This window comes from Streptococcus pseudopneumoniae (assembly GCF_001074565.1).
Lineage (GTDB): Bacteria > Bacillota > Bacilli > Lactobacillales > Streptococcaceae > Streptococcus > Streptococcus pseudopneumoniae_J.
The window spans coordinates 1-20,023 of record NZ_JUQX01000024.1; the positions used below are offsets into that span (position 1 = coordinate 1).

The 20,023-nt window shown below is 35.5% G+C and carries 20 protein-coding genes and 1 tRNA gene; 15 read left to right on the top strand and 6 right to left on the bottom strand.

Going from position 1 to position 20,023, the window contains the following annotated elements:
• Positions 1-109: 109 nt before the first annotated feature.
• From comE to rlmH, 5 genes are all read right to left on the bottom strand, one after another.
• On the bottom strand, positions 110-862 hold the full coding sequence (gene comE / locus ADI74_RS02710) for a competence system response regulator transcription factor ComE (RefSeq protein ID WP_000866077.1): 753 nt from the start codon (positions 860-862) through the stop codon (positions 110-112).
• Positions 859-2,178: a competence system sensor histidine kinase ComD gene (gene comD / locus ADI74_RS02715; protein ID WP_049536880.1), complete on the bottom strand. Its 1,320-nt coding sequence runs from the start codon at positions 2,176-2,178 to the stop codon at positions 859-861. Before comD ends, comE begins: the two co-directional genes overlap by 4 nt.
• A gap of 17 nt (positions 2,179-2,195) precedes the next feature.
• On the bottom strand, positions 2,196-2,324 hold the full coding sequence (comC, locus tag ADI74_RS02720; protein WP_049536881.1) for a competence-stimulating peptide ComC: 129 nt from the start codon (positions 2,322-2,324) through the stop codon (positions 2,196-2,198).
• A 163-nt stretch (positions 2,325-2,487) separates the two neighbouring features.
• Positions 2,488-2,561: transfer RNA gene (locus ADI74_RS02725), tRNA-Arg, on the bottom strand.
• 43 nt (positions 2,562-2,604) lie between these two features.
• Positions 2,605-3,084 carry a 23S rRNA (pseudouridine(1915)-N(3))-methyltransferase RlmH gene (rlmH, locus tag ADI74_RS02730; RefSeq protein WP_049536882.1) on the bottom strand — a complete coding sequence of 160 codons (480 nt, stop codon included), beginning with the start codon at positions 3,082-3,084 and terminating at the stop codon, positions 2,605-2,607.
• 186 nt (positions 3,085-3,270) lie between these two features.
• Between rlmH and ADI74_RS02735 the strand changes: the two genes are divergently transcribed.
• From ADI74_RS02735 to ftsH, 15 genes are all read left to right on the top strand, one after another.
• Positions 3,271-4,461, top strand: a complete 1,191-nt coding sequence (locus tag ADI74_RS02735) for a S1C family serine protease (RefSeq protein ID WP_049536883.1) — start codon at positions 3,271-3,273, stop codon at positions 4,459-4,461.
• Between the two features lie 57 nt (positions 4,462-4,518).
• Entirely contained in the window at positions 4,519-5,277 is a 759-nt protein-coding gene (locus ADI74_RS02740; protein WP_049536884.1) for a ParB/RepB/Spo0J family partition protein, read from the top strand.
• Between the two features lie 216 nt (positions 5,278-5,493).
• Positions 5,494-6,855: a chromosomal replication initiator protein DnaA gene (dnaA, locus tag ADI74_RS02745; RefSeq protein ID WP_049536886.1), complete on the top strand. Its 1,362-nt coding sequence runs from the start codon at positions 5,494-5,496 to the stop codon at positions 6,853-6,855.
• A gap of 158 nt (positions 6,856-7,013) precedes the next feature.
• Entirely contained in the window at positions 7,014-8,150 is a 1,137-nt protein-coding gene (dnaN, locus tag ADI74_RS02750) for a DNA polymerase III subunit beta (protein ID WP_049536887.1), read from the top strand.
• Positions 8,151-8,214: 64 nt separating this feature from the next.
• On the top strand, positions 8,215-8,409 hold the full coding sequence (locus ADI74_RS02755) for a DUF951 domain-containing protein (protein WP_000285183.1): 195 nt from the start codon (positions 8,215-8,217) through the stop codon (positions 8,407-8,409).
• An 84-nt stretch (positions 8,410-8,493) separates the two neighbouring features.
• Positions 8,494-9,609, top strand: a complete 1,116-nt coding sequence (gene ychF / locus ADI74_RS02760; RefSeq protein WP_049536889.1) for a redox-regulated ATPase YchF — start codon at positions 8,494-8,496, stop codon at positions 9,607-9,609.
• Positions 9,610-9,681: 72 nt separating this feature from the next.
• Positions 9,682-10,251, top strand: a complete 570-nt coding sequence (gene pth, locus ADI74_RS02765) for an aminoacyl-tRNA hydrolase (protein ID WP_049536890.1) — start codon at positions 9,682-9,684, stop codon at positions 10,249-10,251.
• Positions 10,252-13,755, top strand: coding sequence for a transcription-repair coupling factor (gene mfd / locus ADI74_RS02770; protein WP_049536892.1), 3,504 nt, complete (start codon positions 10,252-10,254; stop codon positions 13,753-13,755).
• Positions 13,756-13,812: 57 nt separating this feature from the next.
• Complete coding sequence (locus ADI74_RS02775) at positions 13,813-14,079, top strand: RNA-binding S4 domain-containing protein (protein WP_001234973.1); 267 nt, start codon at positions 13,813-13,815, stop codon at positions 14,077-14,079.
• Positions 14,072-14,440, top strand: coding sequence for a septum formation initiator family protein (locus ADI74_RS02780; RefSeq protein ID WP_000041917.1), 369 nt, complete (start codon positions 14,072-14,074; stop codon positions 14,438-14,440). Before ADI74_RS02775 ends, ADI74_RS02780 begins: the two co-directional genes overlap by 8 nt.
• Before the next feature lie 4 nt (positions 14,441-14,444).
• Positions 14,445-14,567 carry an SP_0009 family protein gene (locus tag ADI74_RS11400; protein WP_000429343.1) on the top strand — a complete coding sequence of 41 codons (123 nt, stop codon included), beginning with the start codon at positions 14,445-14,447 and terminating at the stop codon, positions 14,565-14,567.
• Positions 14,560-15,828 carry a serine hydrolase gene (locus ADI74_RS02790; protein WP_049536894.1) on the top strand — a complete coding sequence of 423 codons (1,269 nt, stop codon included), beginning with the start codon at positions 14,560-14,562 and terminating at the stop codon, positions 15,826-15,828. The genes ADI74_RS11400 and ADI74_RS02790 overlap by 8 nt, the downstream gene beginning before the upstream one ends.
• A complete protein-coding gene (tilS, locus tag ADI74_RS02795) occupies positions 15,825-17,102 on the top strand; it encodes a tRNA lysidine(34) synthetase TilS (protein ID WP_049536896.1) in 1,278 nt (425 codons plus the stop codon). The genes ADI74_RS02790 and tilS overlap by 4 nt, the downstream gene beginning before the upstream one ends.
• A gap of 4 nt (positions 17,103-17,106) precedes the next feature.
• Positions 17,107-17,649: a hypoxanthine phosphoribosyltransferase gene (gene hpt, locus ADI74_RS02800; protein ID WP_049536897.1), complete on the top strand. Its 543-nt coding sequence runs from the start codon at positions 17,107-17,109 to the stop codon at positions 17,647-17,649.
• Between the two features lie 15 nt (positions 17,650-17,664).
• Positions 17,665-19,623, top strand: a complete 1,959-nt coding sequence (ftsH, locus tag ADI74_RS02805; protein ID WP_049536898.1) for an ATP-dependent zinc metalloprotease FtsH — start codon at positions 17,665-17,667, stop codon at positions 19,621-19,623.
• Between the two features lie 123 nt (positions 19,624-19,746).
• On the opposite strand, the gene ADI74_RS02810 is transcribed toward ftsH, so the two are convergent.
• A partial coding sequence (locus tag ADI74_RS02810; protein WP_049536899.1) for an IS3 family transposase occupies positions 19,747-20,023 on the bottom strand: 277 nt, incomplete at its 5' end.

Sequence of the window (20,023 nt, forward strand, 5' to 3'; positions counted from 1 at the left end):
TTCGAACCCGTGTTACCGCCGTGAAAAGGCGGTGTCTTAACCCCTTGACCAACGGACCATCTATCTGTAGCAGATATAACCATTATATCAATTTCTTACTAATTGTCAATCACTTTTTAGATTTTTTCTCTAGAATATCTTTTAGTTTGCGAATTTTCAAACGAGTGATGGGACAGCGATGATCTTCATAAAAGACAACTTCTAAGTTCTTTCGATCAATTTCTCTCACATTTCCAACATTAACAAGGAAAGATTTATGGGAGCAATAAAATCGCTGGGTATGTTTGTCCTTTTCCTGAATATCTGTCATAGTTCCATAGAATTCTTTTGCAAAATTCTTACCAATAATCCGAAGTTTATGAGAAACTCCTGTGGTTTCGATATACAAAATGTCATGGTAAGGAATTTTCAAATCATTTCCTTTATAGTTGTAATCAAAATAGTCTACAACATCTTCGTTTTCAAGTAACATACTCTTAGTATAAAAAATACTCTGCTCGATACGTTTTTTAAACAATTCATCATTGATGTCTTTATCAACGAAATCTAGGGCTGATACCTGGTATTTGTAGGTTAAGGTAGCAAATTCAGATCGACTGGTAATAAAGACAATAATAGCATAGGGATTGTGATGACGGATAAATTGAGCCACTTCAAAGCCTTTTTTCTCGATTCCATGAATATCAATATCTAGGAAATAAAGCTGGTTTACTTCATCATTTTCGATATATTCCTTAAACTCACGAACTTTTCCTGTTGTCTTGTACGAAATAGGAATATTTGATTCCTCAGAGATTTCATTCAATATTCTCTCAAGTCTCACTTGATGTTCAATAACATCTTCTAAAATTAGTACTTTCATTCAAATTCCCTCTTAAATCTAATAATTTGTCTAAATGTGTTGTCTTCCATCTCTGTTTCTAGAATAATGTTGTCATACTTGTCTAAAATCTCATTGACATTATTAAGTCCTAGACCTCTATTTCTTCCCTTAGTAGAGAAACCTAAGGCAAATAAGTTTTCTGAAGGCGTCATAGTGATTTTACATGAATTCTGGATGACTATAACTGTTTCAAAATCCATTTTAATAACTGCAACTTCCATTTGTTTCAAGTAACTATCCGCAGCACCTTCAACAGCATTATTTAAGAGAATGCTCATGATGCGAACAAGATCAAGTAAATCTATTGACAATCTAGTAATAACATCCTTTACTTCCAATGTAAACTCTACATCATTATTTCGTGCATAGACAATGGATTGAGCAATCAAACTACGTAAAGCTGAATCTTCTATGTTATTTAAATCAAAGTAAGTGTATTTGTCTGATCTCAATTTCTGATTTGCTTTTACTAGGACTTCATTGTAAACCCTGTTAATTTCTTGTAAATCTCCACTGTCAATCGCCATTTGCATGCTGACAAGCATCCCTGCATAATCATGACGAAAACCTCGAATTTCATTATACAAACCTACAATTTCATCTGTATAAGTCTGTAAATACTTTTGTTCAAATTTCTTTTGTTTTAGAGCAATCTCTTTTTCAACTTGAACCTTATAAGAGTTCATTGCGAAGAAAATCAATAATAAGCAAATAAAAACAATGGTTGATAAAATACTTCCGAAGCTATTTAAGTGATGAGTCGTACTTACTATATCTGAAATAAACAATAAGATATGTAAACCAAAGAAAGCAACTATTGTTTTTTTAAAAAAAGGATAGAGATAATCTTTATCAAAATATTTAATATCTAGATGAAAATAACGAATTATTATTAGAATAGAAAAATAAGTCAACAATAATACTACTAAAAAGAATATAATTTTATAATATAATACAAGTTCATCACCCATTATAGAAGATAAGGTTACGGATATAAAAGTATGGGTACTATGATATAATAAAGATAGTAGTAAACTGATAAAAATTCCTTTATATTTTTCATACTTCTTTAACTTTCTTAAATAACCATACACAACCAAAGGAAATAAAAATTTAGACAAAGCAAAACTATTAGAAAATACTAGTGTAATAATTTCTTCAAGTATAAAAACTGAGATACATGTGTAACAGAAAAAAATAATTTGTTCTTTTCTAGTTATTTTACAAATCCATTCATAACTTTTGCTAATAATGAGAAAATAAAAAATAGCTATCCCTAATCCAAATAAATCCATTACTCTTTACCTTTATTTCATTTCTTTTTTCTTGGAAAAATAAGATTACGAATTGTTTCTGAAATTCTCAAGTCCCCACCTCGAATCTCCTGCAATTCTGTTTCTGTTACCTCTTTAAATTGTTCCAATTTAACTGTGTTTTTCATAATAAAGTCTCCTGTATTGTTTTTCTTGTAAATTAACTTACAACCCTATTATACAAAATGAAGACCATGTAAGAAAAATTTCTTCCCAACTGTACATTTTTGCACCTGAAACGCACTTTTTTAAGAAAAAAGCCGGGAAAAATCCCAGCTTTACATCTAAAATTGATCCCAGCAGGATTCGAACCTGCGACCGTTCGCTTAGAAGGCGAATGCTCTATCCAGCTGAGCTATGAGACCTAACATGAACATTCTATCAAAAAACAAGAGCTAAGTCAATCTTCTATTTGTGATAAGGAGATCCCTGCTGAATAGTAAAAGCTCGATAAATTTGTTCAACTAAAACCAATCTCATTAACTGATGTGGTAAGGTTAGACGTCCGAAACTGACAGAAAGATTAGCCCTATTTTTTACACTAGGTGCCAGACCTAAACTTCCTCCAATGATAAAAGTAAGAGTTGAGTAGCCTTTTATAGAAGCCTCTTCTAATTGCTTACTAAATTCCTCTGAAGAGAATGTTTTTCCTTCTATAGCCAAGACAAGGACAAAATCCCTTTCTCCAATTTTAGAAAGAATTCTAGCGCCTTCTGTTTCCAAGATTTTTTGATTTTCTATTTCACTAGCTTTATCAGGTGTTTTCTCATCAGCAAGCTCAATCATCTCCAATTTTGCGAAACGTGAAATTCGTTTGCTATATTCAGCAATACCATCTTTAAGATATTTTTCTTTCAGTTTTCCTACTGTTACAATTTTTATTTTCATTCTTCTATTCTATCATATCCACACTTTATTTCACATCTTATACACATTAAAAACATCCAAAATCACAAGAAAATTCACAGAATAAAGTAAGTTATCCACAACTTGTGTAAAACTTTCAAACTTTTAAGTTTGAATTAAGTTAATAGGTTTATAATCTGAGTAAATAAATAACAAACGGAGGCGTTTATGAAACACTTACAAAAATTTTACAAAAAAGGAGTAAAAGTTCTTGTAATCATTCTAATAGGATTTTTAAGCGGTGCCTTAGGAAGTTTCGTAACATTACAACTTTATCAAAAACAAGGAAATCAATCTACAAATAATAATTCCAACACTGTTACCCAAACATCCTATAAGAATGAAACTTCAACTACCCAAGCAGTCAATAAGGTTAAAGATGCCGTTGTATCTGTTATTACTTATTCATCAAATAGACAAAGTAGTCTATTTGGAACTGATGAAACAGATACTGATCCTGATTCTCAACAAATTGCAAGTGAAGGTTCAGGAGTTATCTATAAAAAGAATGGGAATGATGCCTATCTTGTAACAAATACTCACGTTATCAATGGAGCTTCAAAAGTTGATATCCGCTTGGCAGATGGTACTAAGGTCCCTGGTGAGATTGTAGGATCTGACACCTTCTCTGATATTGCTGTCGTAAAAATCTCTTCAGAGAAAGTAACAACAGTAGCTGAATTCGGTGACTCTAGCCAACTTAATGTAGGGGAAACAGCGATTGCAATTGGTAGTCCACTAGGTTCTGAATATGCCAATACCGTTACACAGGGGATCATTTCAAGTCTTGATCGAACTGTATCTCTGAAATCTGAAGATGGACAAGCTATTTCTACAAAAGCTATTCAAACAGACACTGCTATTAACCCAGGTAACTCTGGTGGTCCACTTGTAAACATTCAAGGTCAAGTTATCGGAATTACATCAAGTAAAATCGCAAGTAACGGGAAAACATCTGTAGAAGGTCTTGGTTTTGCAATTCCTTCAAACGATGCACAAAATATTATTAAACAACTGGAAACGGATGGTAAAGTAACTCGTCCTGCTCTTGGAATTCAAATGGTCAATTTAGCTAATGTTGGAGCGAATGATCTGAGAAAACTCAACATTCCAAGTAGTCTTACTTCAGGTGTAGTTGTTCGATCTGTTCAAAGTAATATGCCAGCAAATGGACATCTTCAAAAATACGACGTCATTACTAAAGTTGACGACAAAGAGATTGCTTCATCAACAGACCTACAACATGCTCTTTATACTCATGCTATAGGAGATACTATAAAAGTAACCTACTATCGTAATGGTAAGGAGGAAACAACCTCTATTAAACTTGATAAGAATTCAGGTGATCTAGAGTCTTAATTGACATCAGTGTAAAGAAAACTTTACAGATAGTAAAAGATATGTTAGTGTAGAATCATGGAAAAATTTGAAATGATTTCTATCGCAGAAATACAAAAAAATCCTTACCAACCTCGAAAAGAATTTGATGCAGAGAAACTAAAGGAATTAGCCCAATCAATCAAAGAAAATGGGCTCATCCAACCAATCATCGTTCGTCAATCTCCTGTAATTGGTTATGAAATCCTTGCAGGAGAGAGACGATATCGGGCTTCTCTCTTAGCTGGTCTTACTTCTATTCCAGCCATTGTGAAACATCTCTCAGATCAGGAAATGATGATCCAATCTATCATTGAGAATTTACAGAGAGAAAACTTAAATCCAGTTGAAGAGGCACGCGCCTACGAATCTTTGGTAGAAAAAGGATTTACTCATACTGAGATAGCGGATAAAATGGGAAAATCTCGTCCTTATATCACTAATTTTATTCGTTTGCTTTCCCTACCAGAGCATATCTTATCTGAAGTGGAAAATGGAAAAATATCGCAAGCTCATGCACGTTCACTAGTTGGTTTGGATAAAGAGCAGCAAGAATATTTCTTCCAATTGATCAAAAACGAAGACATCTCTGTGAGAAAACTAGAAACACTGCTGACAGAAAAAAAACAAAAGAAACAGAAAAAAAGTGACTCTTTCATCAAAGATGAGGAAGATAAATTGAAAAAACTACTTGGAGTGAATGTAGAAATTAAACTTTCTAAAAAAGATACTGGAAAGATTGTTATTTCTTTTTCAAGTCAAGAAGAATATGACAGAATTATCAACAGCCTGAAATAAGGCTGTTGTTTTATTTTCTCAACCCACAAATTTATCCACTAATTTTTTTAGTAAAAGACTTACTAAATCAAGGATTTTTCTATTTATCCCCAACCTGTGGATAAATACTGCTAACATTGTGGATTCTTTTCCCCAATCTGTGGAAAAATCCTACTATCTATGGTAAAATAAGTCTAGCACTAAACTACTAAAATCATAGTGAAGGAGGAAAACTAGTTGAAAGAAAAGCAATTTTGGAATCGTATTTTAGAATTTGCTCAAGAAAGATTGACTCGATCTATGTATGATTTCTATGCTACTCCTGCTGAACTCATCAAAGTAGAAGAAAATACAGCTACTATATTTCTACCGAGAACAGAGATGGAAATGGTATGGGAAAAGCAATTAAAAGATATTATTATTGCTGCTGGTTTTGAAATTTATGATTCTGAAATCAAACCCCACTATATTTTCACTAAACCTCAGAGTACAGAGTCTTCTCAAGTAAGTGATACGACTGATAGTTCTACTTACGATTACACACCTGCGCTACCAACGATTCCCTATTCTGAGACAGGGTTAAAAGAAAAATATACCTTTGATAACTTTATTCAAGGTGATGGAAATGTTTGGGCGGTTTCCGCTGCACTAGCTGTATCTGAAGATTTGGCTCTGACTTATAATCCTCTTTTCATCTATGGAGGACCTGGGCTTGGAAAGACTCACTTACTTAATGCAATTGGAAATGAAATTCTAAAAAATATTCCTGATGCGCGTGTCAAATACATTCCTGCCGAAAGCTTTATCAATGACTTTCTTGAACACTTGCGACTTGGGGAAATGGAAAAGTTCAAAAAGACTTACCGTAGTCTTGATCTCCTATTAATCGATGATATCCAATCTCTCAGTGGCAAAAAAGTCGCGACCCAGGAAGAATTTTTCAATACCTTCAATGCTCTTCATGATAAACAGAAGCAGATTGTCCTAACCAGTGATCGTAGTCCTAAACACTTAGAAGGTCTTGAAGAGAGACTTGTCACGCGCTTTAGCTGGGGATTAACACAAAATATCACCCCTCCTGACTTTGAAACACGTATCGCCATTCTTCAAAGTAAAACAGAGCATTTGGATTACCATTTCCAAAGCGATACTCTGGAATATTTGGCTGGCCAATTTGATTCAAATGTTCGAGAATTGGAAGGAGCAATCAACGATATCACTTTAATTGCCAGAGTCAAGAAGATTAAGGATATCACTATTGATATTGCTGCAGAGGCTATCAGAGCACGTAAACAAGATGCCCGCCAGATGCTTGTTATTCCAATTGAAAAAATCCAAACTGAAGTTGGTAATTTTTATGGAGTGAGTGTCAAGGAAATGAAGGGAACGAGACGAGTTCAAAACATCGTTTTGGCGCGTCAAGTTGCTATGTATCTCGCTAGAGAACTGACAGATAATAGTCTTCCTAAAATCGGAAAAGAATTCGGCGGAAAGGATCATACTACCGTGATTCATGCTCATGCTAAAATAAAATCATTGATTGACGAAGACGATAATTTACGTTTAGAAGTAGAATCAATCAAAAAGAAAATTAAGTAGCATGTGGATAACTCTCACTTTCTTATCTTTTTTATCCACATTTTTTAAACAAGCTAAGAAGCTTGAATTTACTAAAGAGAAATCAGTTTTCCACAGAATTCACAGACTCTATTATTACTATTAACTTTCTAATACTAAGAATAAATAAAGGAGAATCCATGATTCATTTTTCAATTAATAAAAATTTATTTCTACAAGCTTTAAATACCACAAAACGAGCAATTAGCTCTAAAAATGCTATTCCAATTTTATCAACAATCAAAATTGATGTTACCAATGAAGGAATTACTTTAATTGGATCAAATGGGCAAATCTCCATTGAAAATTTCATTTCTCAAAAGAATGAAGATGCTGGTCTTTTAATTACTTCCTTAGGTTCGATTCTTCTTGAAGCCTCTTTCTTTATCAATGTTGTATCCAGTCTTCCAGATGTAACCCTTGATTTCAAAGAGATTGAACAAAAACAAATTGTCTTAACAAGTGGCAAATCAGAAATCACTCTAAAAGGAAAAGATAGCGAACAGTACCCACGAATTCAAGAAATTTCAGCAAGCACACCTTTGGTTCTTGAAACCAAACTACTTAAGAAAATTATCAATGAAACAGCTTTTGCTGCAAGTACGCAAGAAAGTCGTCCAATTTTGACTGGTGTCCATTTTGTTTTGAGCCAACACAAGGAACTAAAAACAGTTGCAACAGACTCTCATCGCCTTAGCCAGAAAAAATTGACTCTTGAAAAAAATGGTGATGATTTTGATGTGGTGATTCCTAGTCGCTCTCTACGCGAATTTTCAGCTGTATTTACGGATGATATTGAAACTGTGGAGATTTTCTTTGCAAATAATCAAATCCTCTTTAGAAGCGAAAATATTAGCTTCTACACTCGTCTCCTAGAAGGAAACTATCCTGATACAGATCGCTTGATTCCAACAGACTTTAACACTACAATTACTTTTGATGTGGTTAATTTGCGTCATTCAATGGAACGTGCTCGTCTCTTATCAAGTGCGACTCAAAATGGTACTGTGAAGCTTGAAATTAAAGGTGGTGTTGTTAGCGCCCATGTTCACTCTCCAGAAGTTGGTAAAGTAAACGAAGAAATCGATACGGAGCAGGTGACAGGGGATGATTTAACTATTAGTTTCAACCCGACTTACTTGATTGATTCTCTCAAAGCTTTAAATAGCGAAAAAGTAACTATCAGCTTTATCTCAGCTGTTCGTCCATTCACTCTTGTTCCAGCAGATACTGATGAAGACTTCATGCAGCTCATTACACCAGTTCGTACAAATTAAGTGAAAGAGGTTGAGCCTAGCTCGCCTCTTTTATGATATAATCGAAAAAGAAAAGGAGAGTAGTATGTATCAAGTTGGAAATTTTGTTGAAATGAAAAAACCACATGCTTGCACCATCAAGTCAACAGGAAAAAAAGCCAATCGTTGGGAAATTACACGTGTTGGGGCAGATATCAAAATCAAATGTAGCAATTGCGACCACCTTGTCATGATGAGTCGCCATGATTTTGAACGAAAAATGAATAAGATTATTGACTAAGAACCCTTAGTTAGAGAGTTAGCAAGTTTTCCCTTTTTGTGTTATAATGTTAGGGATTGAAATGAGAACGGAGAATGAGAAAATATGGCTTTAACAGCAGGTATCGTTGGTTTGCCAAACGTTGGTAAATCAACCCTTTTTAATGCAATTACAAAAGCAGGAGCAGAGGCAGCAAACTACCCATTTGCGACTATTGATCCAAACGTTGGAATGGTAGAAGTTCCAGATGAACGTCTACAAAAATTGACTGAAATGATTACTCCTAAAAAGACAGTTCCAACAACTTTTGAATTTACAGATATTGCAGGAATTGTAAAAGGCGCATCAAAGGGAGAAGGTCTAGGGAATAAATTTTTGGCCAACATCCGTGAAGTAGATGCGATTGTTCATGTTGTGCGTGCATTTGATGATGAAAATGTTATGCGCGAGCAAGGACGTGAAGACGCCTTTGTGGATCCACTTGCAGATATTGATACCATTAACTTGGAGTTGATTCTTGCTGACCTAGAGTCAGTAAATAAACGCTATGCGCGTGTAGAAAAGATGGCGCGTACGCAAAAAGATAAAGAATCAGTAGCAGAGTTTAATGTCCTTCAAAAAATTAAACCAGTCCTTGAAGATGGAAAATCAGCACGTACCATTGAATTCACAGATGAAGAACAAAAAGTAGTCAAAGGTCTCTTCCTTTTGACGACTAAACCGGTTCTTTATGTTGCTAATGTGGATGAAGATGTCGTTTCAGATCCAGACTCTATCGACTATGTCAAACAAATTCGTGAATTTGCAGCGACAGAAAATGCTGAAGTAGTCGTTATTTCCGCGCGTGCTGAAGAAGAAATTTCTGAGTTAGATGATGAAGATAAGCAAGAGTTTCTTGAAGCACTTGGCTTGACAGAATCAGGTGTGGATAAGTTGACTCGAGCTGCTTACCACTTACTTGGACTTGGAACTTACTTCACAGCTGGTGAAAAAGAAGTTCGCGCTTGGACCTTTAAACGTGGTATGAAAGCTCCTCAAGCAGCTGGTATTATCCACTCAGACTTTGAAAAAGGCTTTATTCGTGCAGTCACCATGTCATATGAGGATCTAGTGAAATACGGATCTGAAAAGGCTGTAAAAGAAGCTGGACGCTTGCGTGAAGAAGGAAAAGAATATGTCGTTCAAGATGGCGATATTATGGAATTCCGCTTTAATGTCTAATAACATTTAACAAATAGTGTCAATTAGGTTGGAAAAAAATTCCAACCCTTTTGGCTTTTGAAAGGAAAATAAATGACTAAATTACTTGTTGGATTAGGAAATCCAGGGGATAAATATTTTGAAACCAAGCACAATGTTGGCTTTATGTTGATTGACCAATTAGCTAAAAAACAAAATGTCACTTTTACACACGATAAGATATTTCAAGCTGACCTAGCATCTTTTTTTCTTAATGGCGAAAAAATTTATCTTGTTAAACCAACGACCTTTATGAATGAAAGCGGAAAAGCGGTTCATGCTTTATTGACTTACTATGGTTTGGATATTGAAGATTTACTGGTTATTTACGACGACCTTGACATGGAAGTTGGAAAAATTCGTTTAAGAGCTAAGGGATCAGCAGGTGGTCATAATGGGATCAAATCTATTATTCAACATATAGGTACTCAGGTCTTTAACCGTGTTAAAATAGGTATAGGAAGACCTAAAAAAGGTATGTCAGTGGTTCACCATGTTTTAAGTAAGTTTGATCAGGATGACTATGTAGGTATTTTACAGTCAATTGACAAAGTTGACAATACTGTAAACTACTATTTACAAGAGAAAAACTTTGAGAAAACAATGCAGAGGTATAATGGTTAAATGGTGACTTTATTAGATTTATTCTCAGAAAATGACCAGATTAAAAAATGGCATCAAAATCTGACAGATAAGAAAAGACAACTAATACTAGGTCTGTCAACTTCTACCAAGGCTCTTGCAATTGCGAGTAGTCTAAAAAAAGAAAATAAGATTGTATTATTGACATCGACTTATGGAGAAGCAGAAAGAATTATCAGTGATCTTCTTTCTATCTTAGGAGAGGAACTTGTCTATCCTTTTTTGGTCGATGACTCTCCTATGGTAGAGTTTTTGATGTCTTCACAAGAAAAAATCATTTCGCGAGTTGAAGCCTTGCGTTTTTTAACTGATTCATCTAAGAAAGGGATTTTAGTTTGTAATATCGCAGCAAGTCGCTTGATTCTACCTTCTCCAACTGGATTTAAAGAAAGTATTATAAGGATTGTAGTCGGTGAAGAATATGACCAGCATGACCTTCTTCACAAATTAAAGGAAATAGGCTATCGCAAAGTTACGCAAGTACAAACTCAAGGTGAGTTTAGTATTCGAGGAGATATTTTAGATATTTTTGAGATGTCTCAGTTAGAACCTTTCCGAATCGAGTTTTTTGGTGATGAAGTAGATGGAATTCGGACTTTTGAAGTAGAAACACAATTATCAAAAGAAAATCAAACAGAACTTACCATCTTTCCAGCAAGTGATATGCTCTTGAGGGAAAAGAACTATCTACGAGGTCAGTCTGCTTTAGAAAAACAAATTTCGAAGACCTTATCACCAATTTTAAAATCATACTTGGAAGAGATTTTGTCAAGTTTTCATCAAAAACAAGTACATTCAGATAGTCGAAAGTTTTTATCTTTATGTTACGATAAAACATGGACTATATTTGATTATATTGAAAAAGATACACCAGTGTTTTTTGATGATTACCAAAAATTGATGAATCAGTATGAAGCCTTTGAAAGAGAGTTAGCGCAATACTTTACAGAAGATTTACAGAATGGTAAATCATTTTCTGATATGCAGTATTTTGCAGATACAGAGCAAAGCTATAAAAAACAAAGTCCAGTTACCTTTTTCTCCAATCTGCAAAAGGGTTTAGGAAATCTCAAGTTTGATCACATTTATCAATTTAATCAATATCCTATGCAGGAATTTTTCAATCAATTTTCTTTTCTTAAAGAAGAAATTGAGCGATATAAAAAAATGGACTACACTATTGTTCTACAGTCTAGCAATTCAATGGGAAGTAAAACATTGGAGGATGTTTTAGAGGAATACCAGATTAAATTGGATTCCAGAGACAAGTCAAGTATTTGTAAAGAATCTGTAAACTTGATTGAGGGTAATCTAAGACATGGTTTTCATTTTGTGGATGAAAAAATTCTCTTGATTACTGAACATGAGATTTTTCAAAAGAAATTAAAACGTCGTTTTAGAAGACAACATGCGTCAAATGCAGAGCGATTAAAAGATTATAATGAACTTGAAAAAGGAGACTACGTTGTTCACCATATCCATGGAATTGGTCAATATCTAGGAATCGAAACAATTGAAATCAAAGGCATTCACCGTGATTATGTTAGTGTACAGTATCAAAATGGGGACCAAATCTCCATCCCAGTAGAGCAGATTCAGTTACTGTCAAAATATGTTTCAAGTGATGGGAAAGCGCCAAAACTTAATAAATTAAATGATGGTCATTTCAAAAAGGCCAAGCAAAAAGTTAAGAACCAGGTAGAGGATATAGCTGACGATTTAATCAAGCTTTATTCTGAGCGTAGTCAGTTGAAGGGGTTTGCTTTCTCAGCTGATGATGATGAGCAACATGCTTTTGATGATGCTTTCCCTTATGTTGAAACGGATGATCAACTTCGCAGTATTGAGGAAATCAAGAGAGATATGCAGGATTCTCATCCCATGGATCGACTTCTAGTTGGAGATGTTGGTTTTGGGAAGACTGAAGTAGCAATGCGTGCAGCCTTTAAGGCAGTCAATGATCACAAACAGGTGGTCGTTCTAGTTCCAACGACGGTTTTAGCACAACAACACTATACGAATTTTAAGGAACGATTCCAAAATTTTGCAGTTAATATTGATGTGTTGAGTCGCTTTAGAAGTAAAAAAGAGCAGGCAGAGACACTTGAAAGATTAAAGAATGGTCAAATTGATATTTTGATTGGAACGCATCGTGTTTTGTCAAAGGATGTTGTGTTTTCTGATTTGGGCTTGATGATTATTGACGAAGAGCAACGATTTGGTGTCAAACATAAGGAAACTTTGAAAGAACTGAAAAAACAAGTGGATGTCTTAACATTGACAGCTACTCCAATACCTCGTACTCTTCATATGTCTATGTTGGGAATCCGAGATTTATCTGTTATTGAAACACCTCCGACCAATCGTTATCCAGTGCAAACCTATGTTTTAGAAAAGAATGATAGTGTGATTCGTGATGCTGTCTTGCGTGAAATGGAGCGTGGAGGTCAAGTTTACTATCTTTACAATAAGGTTGACACGATTGACCAAAAGGTTTCAGAATTACAGGAGTTGATTCCAGAGGCTTCGATTGGATATGTTCATGGACAAATGAGTGAAATTCAGTTAGAAAATACTCTACTGGACTTTATTGAAGGTCAGTATGATATTTTGGTGACAACTACTATTATTGAGACAGGGGTAGATATTCCAAATGTCAATACCTTATTTATTGAAAATGCAGACCATATGGGTTTGTCAACCTTGTATCAATTAAGAGGAAGAGTTGGTCGGAGCAATCGCATTGCCTATGCCTATCTCATGTATCGTCCAGAAAAATCAATTAGTGAAGTCTCTGAAAAGAGATTAGAAGCAATCAAAGGATTTACAGAATTGGGATCTGGTTTTAAGATTGCTATGCGAGATCTTTCAATTCGTGGAGCAGGAAACCTCTTAGGAAAATCCCAATCAGGCTTCATTGATTCTGTTGGTTTTGAATTGTATTCTCAGTTACTAGAAGAAGCTATTGCTAAACGCAATGGCACTGAGAACACAAGAAATAAAGGAAATGCTGAGTTGATTTTACAAATTGATGCTTATCTTCCTGACATTTATATTTCTGATCAACGACATAAGATTGAAATTTACAAGAAAATTCGTCAAATTGACAACCGTGTCAACTATGAAGAATTACAAGAAGAGTTGATGGACCGTTTTGGAGAATATCCCGATGTGGTGGCCTATCTTTTAGAGATTGGTTTGGTCAAATCATACTTGGATAAGGTATTTGTAGAACGTGTGGAAAGAAAAGACAATAAGATTACAGTTCAATTTGAAAAAATCACTCAGCGACTGTTCTTGGCTCAAGATTATTTTAAAGCCTTATCTGCAACCAACTTAAAAGCAGCTATAGCGGAGAATAGAGGTTTAATGGAAGTTGTATTTGATGTCCGAAACAAGAAGGATTATGAAATTTTAGAAGGTCTGCTGATTTTTGGAGAAAGTTTGCTAGAGATAAAAGAATCAAAGGGAGCTAATTCTCTTTGACATTTTTCTTCTATAAAAGGGATAAAAATGGTACAATAATAATTTGAGGTAATAAAAATGAGATTAGATAAGTATTTAAAAGTATCACGAATTATTAAGCGTCGTACAGTCGCAAAGGAAGTAGCAGATAAAGGCAGAATCAAGGTAAATGGAATTTTGGCCAAAAGTTCAACGGATTTGAAAGTTGATGACCAAGTTGAAATTCGCTTTGGAAATAAGTTGTTGCTTGTAAAAGTACTGGAGATGAAAGATAGTACAAAAAAAGAAGATGCAGCAGGCATGTATGAAATTATCAGTGAAACACGGGTAGAAGAAAATGTCTAAAAATATTGTACAGATGAACAATCCTTTTATTCAAAATGAGCACCAACGACGTCGTTACCTGATGAAGGAAAGACAAAAGAGGAATCGCTTTATGGGTTGGGTTCTTATTTTGATGATTTTATTGTTTATTTTACCGACCTATAATCTGGCCCAAAGCTATAATCAGTTACTGCAACGTCGTCAGCAATTGACAGAGTTGAAAGAGCAGTATCAAACTCTCAGTGATGAAAAGGACAAGGAATCTGCTTTTGCTGCAAAGTTGAAAGACGAAGACTATGTAGCAAAATATGCACGCGCCAAGTACTATTACTCAAAGAAACGAGAAGCGATTTATACAATTCCTGATTTGCTTCCGAGGTAATGTCATGGAAAATTTATTAGAAGTTGTTGAACAGTTTTTAAGTTTATCAGATGAAAAACTAGAAGAATTAGCAGCTAAAAATCATTTATTACGATTACAAGAAGAAAGGGAAGAGAAGAATGCGTAAGTTCTTAGTAGTTTTATTGCTACCTGCTTTTATCATAACCTCAAGAGTAGTTAGCACAGAAAAACAGCTTCCTTACTCTTCGCAAGAAATTTATTATCTAACTGAGTCTGACTATGGGTTCTACTATAAAGAAACACTGGAAACCCCAATGGTATATGGAGAAACAACTCTCTATGCTAATGAGGATCTTGTCAAGGAGTCTGGTAAATTGACTCCTGGAAACACCTTTAAAATCGTAGAATGGCGTTTGAATAGACAAGGTGTTCCTGTTTTTAAATTAGATAATCACCAGTTTATCCTTGCTGATAAGCGTTTGGTCTATGATCAAAGTCAAGTTCAAACTCAAAATAAACAAGTATGGTTGGAACCGGGGTTTGTTATCTATAACAGCCCTTATGGCACTAAAGAAATTTCTTCTACCCTCTCCCCCTATCAACACGTACTAGTGGATAGAACTCTCTTTGCTGAGGGACAAGAATTTCTTCATATTGATCAAGTTGGGTGGGTATCAAAAGGGTTCGTCTCAGAAGAAGACAATCGCATCCAGAAGGTTCAAGAAGTTTTATCAAACAACTATCAGAATGAAAATTATTCTATTTATGTTAAACAACTGAGTACAGGTAAAGAGGCTGGGGTGAATGAAGATAGCAAACTCTATGCAGCTAGCATCTTGAAACTAGACTACCTTTATTATGCTCAAGATAAGATAAATCAAGGGGAATATACGCTAGACAGTAGCTTCAAGTATATCCCAGAAGTAAATAGTTTCCCTGGGTCCTATAAACCAGAAGGTAGTGGTAGCTTACCTAAAAAAGAAGATAACAAAGAATACAGTCTTCAACAGTTAATTACCAAGGTAACAAAAGAGTCTGACAATGTTGCTCATAATATTTTAGGTTATTATGTGACCAATCAATCTGACGGGGCTTTCAAAGAAAAAATGTCCACCATTATGGGTGAAGATTGGGATGTGAATGACAAATTGACTTCTTCAAAAATGGCTGGAAAAGTCATGGAAGCTATTTATAATCAGAATGGTTTTGTCCTAGAGTCTCTAGGTAAGACCGATTTTGACAACCAACGAATCGCAAAAGGTGTTTCGGTTAAGGTAGCTCATAAAATTGGAGATGCTGACGAGTATAAACATGACACTGCCATTGTTTATACGGATTCTCCTTTCGTTCTTTCTATTTTCACAAAAAATTCTGACTATGACACCATTTCTAAGATAGCCAAGGACGTCTATGAGGTTCTAAAATGAGGGAGCAGGATTTTTTAAATTTTTTTCTCCGAAAAGAGTATTTCAAAAAACATTCTAAAGTCGTAATAGCTCTGTCTGGTGGACTGGATTCGATGTTTTTATTTCATCTATTGTCTACTTATCAAGAAGAGTTGGGAATTGAGCTGATTTTAGCTCATGTTAATCACAAGCAGAGAAGTGAATCTGACTGGGAGGAAAATGAACTAAGTAAGTTAGCTGATGCAGCTGAACTTCCTATTTATATCACAAGCTTTTCAGGAGACTTTTCAGAAGCGCGTGCTCGAGAGTTTCGTTATGATTTTTTTAGGAAAATCATGAAAGATGTTGGAGCGACAGCCTTGGTCACTGCCCACCATGCAGATGATCAGGTTGAAACGATTTTGATGCGCTTGATTCGTGGAAGTCGGTTACGTCATTTAATAGGAATAAAAGAAAGTCAAGTAGTTGATGATATTGAAATCATCCGTCCTTTGTTGTATTTTCATAAAACAGACTTCCCACCAATTTTTCATTTCGAAGATCAAACAAATCATGAGAACAGCTATTTTCGCAATCGTATTCGAAATAAGTATTTACCAGAACTTGAAAAAGAAAATCCCCGCCTTAGATCTGCACTTTTAAATCTAGGGAGTGAGATTTCAGATTACCAAGCAGCCATAACGGAGCTTTCTGAACAGATTGATGTAGAAGATTTGAATGAGCTCTTTTCATACTCAAAACAAACTCAAGGGGTCTTGCTCCAGAACTATCTCAATCAATTCCCAGACTTAAATCTTACGAAGTCTCAGTTTGATGAAGTTAGACAGATTTTAGCAAGGAAAAGCCAGTATCGTTATCCATTGAAAAATGGCTATGAATTGATAAAAGAGTATCATCATTTTCGAGTTTGCAAAATCAGTCCTCAGGCTGATGAAAAGGAAGATGAACTTGTGTTACACTATCAAAATCAAGTTCGACATAAGGGCTATTTATTTTCCTTTGGTATTCCTATTGAAGGAGAGTCTGTTCAAAAAATAAATGTTTCACGAGAAACCTCAATACGGATTAGAGGTCGAAAACCTGGTGATGTTCTTAGGCTGAATGGTCATCGAAAGAAACTGAGACGCTTATTTATAGATTTGAAAATCCCTATTGAAAAACGAAAAACAACCCCTATTATTGAGCAATTTGGAGAAATTGTCTCAATTTTAGGAATTGCGACCAGTAATTTGAGTAAAAACACGAAAAATGATATAATGAACACTGTACTTTATATAGAAAAAATAGATAGGTAAAAAGATGTTAGAACACGATATTAAAAAAATCCTCGTTTCACATGATGAAATTACAGAAGCGGCTAAAAAGCTAGGTGAACAATTAACCAAAGACTATGAGGGGAAAAATCCAATTCTTGTTGGAATTTTGAAAGGATCGATTCCTTTTATGGCTGAATTGGTTAAGCATATTGATACGCATATTGAGATGGACTTCATGATGGTATCTAGCTACCATGGTGGAACTGCAAGTAGTGGTGTAATCAATATCAAGCAAGACGTGACTCAAGATATCAAAGGAAGACATGTTCTATTTGTAGAAGACATCATCGATACAGGTCAAACCTTGAAAAATTTGCGAGATATGTTTATTGAAAGAGAAGCGGCTTCTGTTAAGATTGCAACCTTGTTGGATAAACCAGAAGGGCGTATTGTTGAAATTGAGGCAGATTATACCTGCTTTACTATTCCAAATGAGTTTGTAGTAGGTTATGGTCTAGATTATAAAGAGAATTATCGTAACCTTCCTTATGTTGGAGTATTGAAAGAAGAAGTTTATTCAAATTAGAAAGATCTATCTTTAATGAAAAAACAAAATAACGGTTTAGTTAGAAATCCATTTCTATACTTGTTAATTATCTTCTTCCTTGTAACAGGATTCCAGTATTTTTATTCTGGAAATACTGCAGGACGAAGCGAAAAAATTAACTATACAGAATTGGTAAAAGAAATTACAGCAGACAATGTAAAAGAATTAACCTATCAGCCGAATGGTAGCATCATTGAGGTGTCTGGTGTTTATAAAAATCCTAAGACTAGTAAAGAAGAAACAGGAATTCAATTTTTCACTCCTGCTGCTACAACAGTAGAAAGATTCTCAAGTACCATTCTTCCGTCTGATTCAACAGTTGCAGAATTGCAAAAACTTGCTTCTGAACATCAGGCTGAGGTTACAGTTAAACATGAGAGTTCAAGTGGTATGTGGATCAATATCCTTGTTTCTGTTGTACCATTTGCTATTCTTTTCTTCTTCCTATTCTCTATGATGGGAAATATGGGAGGAAACAATAGTAGAAATCCAATGAGTTTTGGACGTAGCAAGGCCAAGGCTGCTAACAAAGAAGATATCAAGGTACGATTTTCAGATGTTGCAGGTGCCGAGGAAGAAAAACAAGAATTAGTTGAAGTTGTTGAATTCCTAAAAGATCCAAAACGATTTACCAAACTTGGCGCGCGTATTCCTGCGGGTGTTCTTTTAGAGGGACCTCCGGGAACAGGTAAGACTTTGCTTGCTAAGGCGGTTGCCGGAGAAGCAGGAGTTCCATTCTTTAGCATCTCAGGATCGGACTTTGTAGAAATGTTTGTCGGAGTTGGTGCAAGTCGTGTTCGTTCTCTTTTTGAGGATGCTAAAAAAGCCGCACCAGCCATTATCTTTATCGATGAAATTGATGCTGTTGGTCGCCAACGCGGTGTCGGTCTTGGTGGAGGTAATGATGAACGTGAACAAACCTTGAACCAACTCTTGATTGAGATGGATGGTTTTGAGGGAAATGAAGGGATCATTGTTATCGCTGCGACGAACCGTTCAGATGTTCTAGATCCAGCTCTTCTCCGTCCAGGACGTTTTGATAGAAAAGTCTTGGTTGGTCGCCCTGATGTTAAAGGTCGTGAAGCAATCTTGAAAGTTCACGCTAAAAATAAACCTCTGGCAGACGATGTTGATTTGAAACTAGTTGCCCAACAAACCCCAGGCTTTGTGGGAGCTGACTTAGAAAATGTTCTAAACGAGGCAGCCTTGGTTGCAGCCCGTCGCAACAAATCAATTATTGATGCTTCAGATATTGATGAGGCAGAGGACAGAGTGATTGCTGGACCATCTAAGAAGGATAAAACAGTATCACAAAGAGAACGTGAATTGGTTGCATATCACGAGGCTGGACATACAATTGTTGGTTTAGTCTTGTCAAATGCCCGAGTTGTTCATAAAGTGACCATCGTACCACGTGGACGTGCAGGCGGATACATGATTGCCCTTCCTAAAGAAGACCAAATGCTTCTTTCCAAAGAAGATATGAAAGAACAATTAGCAGGTCTGATGGGTGGTCGTGTAGCTGAAGAGATTATCTTTAATGTCCAAACGACAGGAGCTTCCAATGACTTTGAACAAGCTACACAGATGGCGCGTGCAATGGTCACTGAATACGGTATGAGTGAAAAACTTGGCCCAGTTCAATACGAAGGAAATCATGCTATGTTTGGTGCACAAAGTCCTCAAAAATCAATTTCAGAACAAACAGCCTATGAGATTGATGAGGAAGTTCGTTCATTATTGAATGAGGCACGAAACAAAGCTGCTGAAATTATCCAATCAAATCGTGAAACCCACAAACTGATTGCAGAAGCATTGTTGAAATACGAAACATTGGATAGTACTCAAATTAAATCTCTTTACGAAACAGGAAAAATGCCTGAGACTGTAGAAGAGGAATCTCACGCCCTATCTTATGATGAAGTAAAATCAAAGATGAGTGAAGAAAAATAAATTTAGGCTCTTTGTCAACTGTAGTGGGTTGATAAAAAGTTACAACCTGAACCTGGGACAATAGTCCCTTATCTCCAAAAAAAGCAACGGATTGTACTGACCCCAAAAAGTTAGACAAATAATTTATCCAAAGGATTTAGTTCTGTACTGCACGGGACTAAGTCCTTTTAGTTTTACCTTAATTCGTTTGTTGTTGTAATAATCAATATAGTCTACAATGGCTTGTTCAAGGTCCTCTAAAGACCTAAAGTGCTTCTCATAGCCATAAAACATTTCCGATTTCAAGATGCCAAAGAAGGACTCCATCATGCCGTTGTCTGGGCTGTTCTCCTTGCGTGACATGGATGCTTGAATTCCCTTACTCTCTAGGAACCGATGATAAGAATCGTGTTGGTATTGC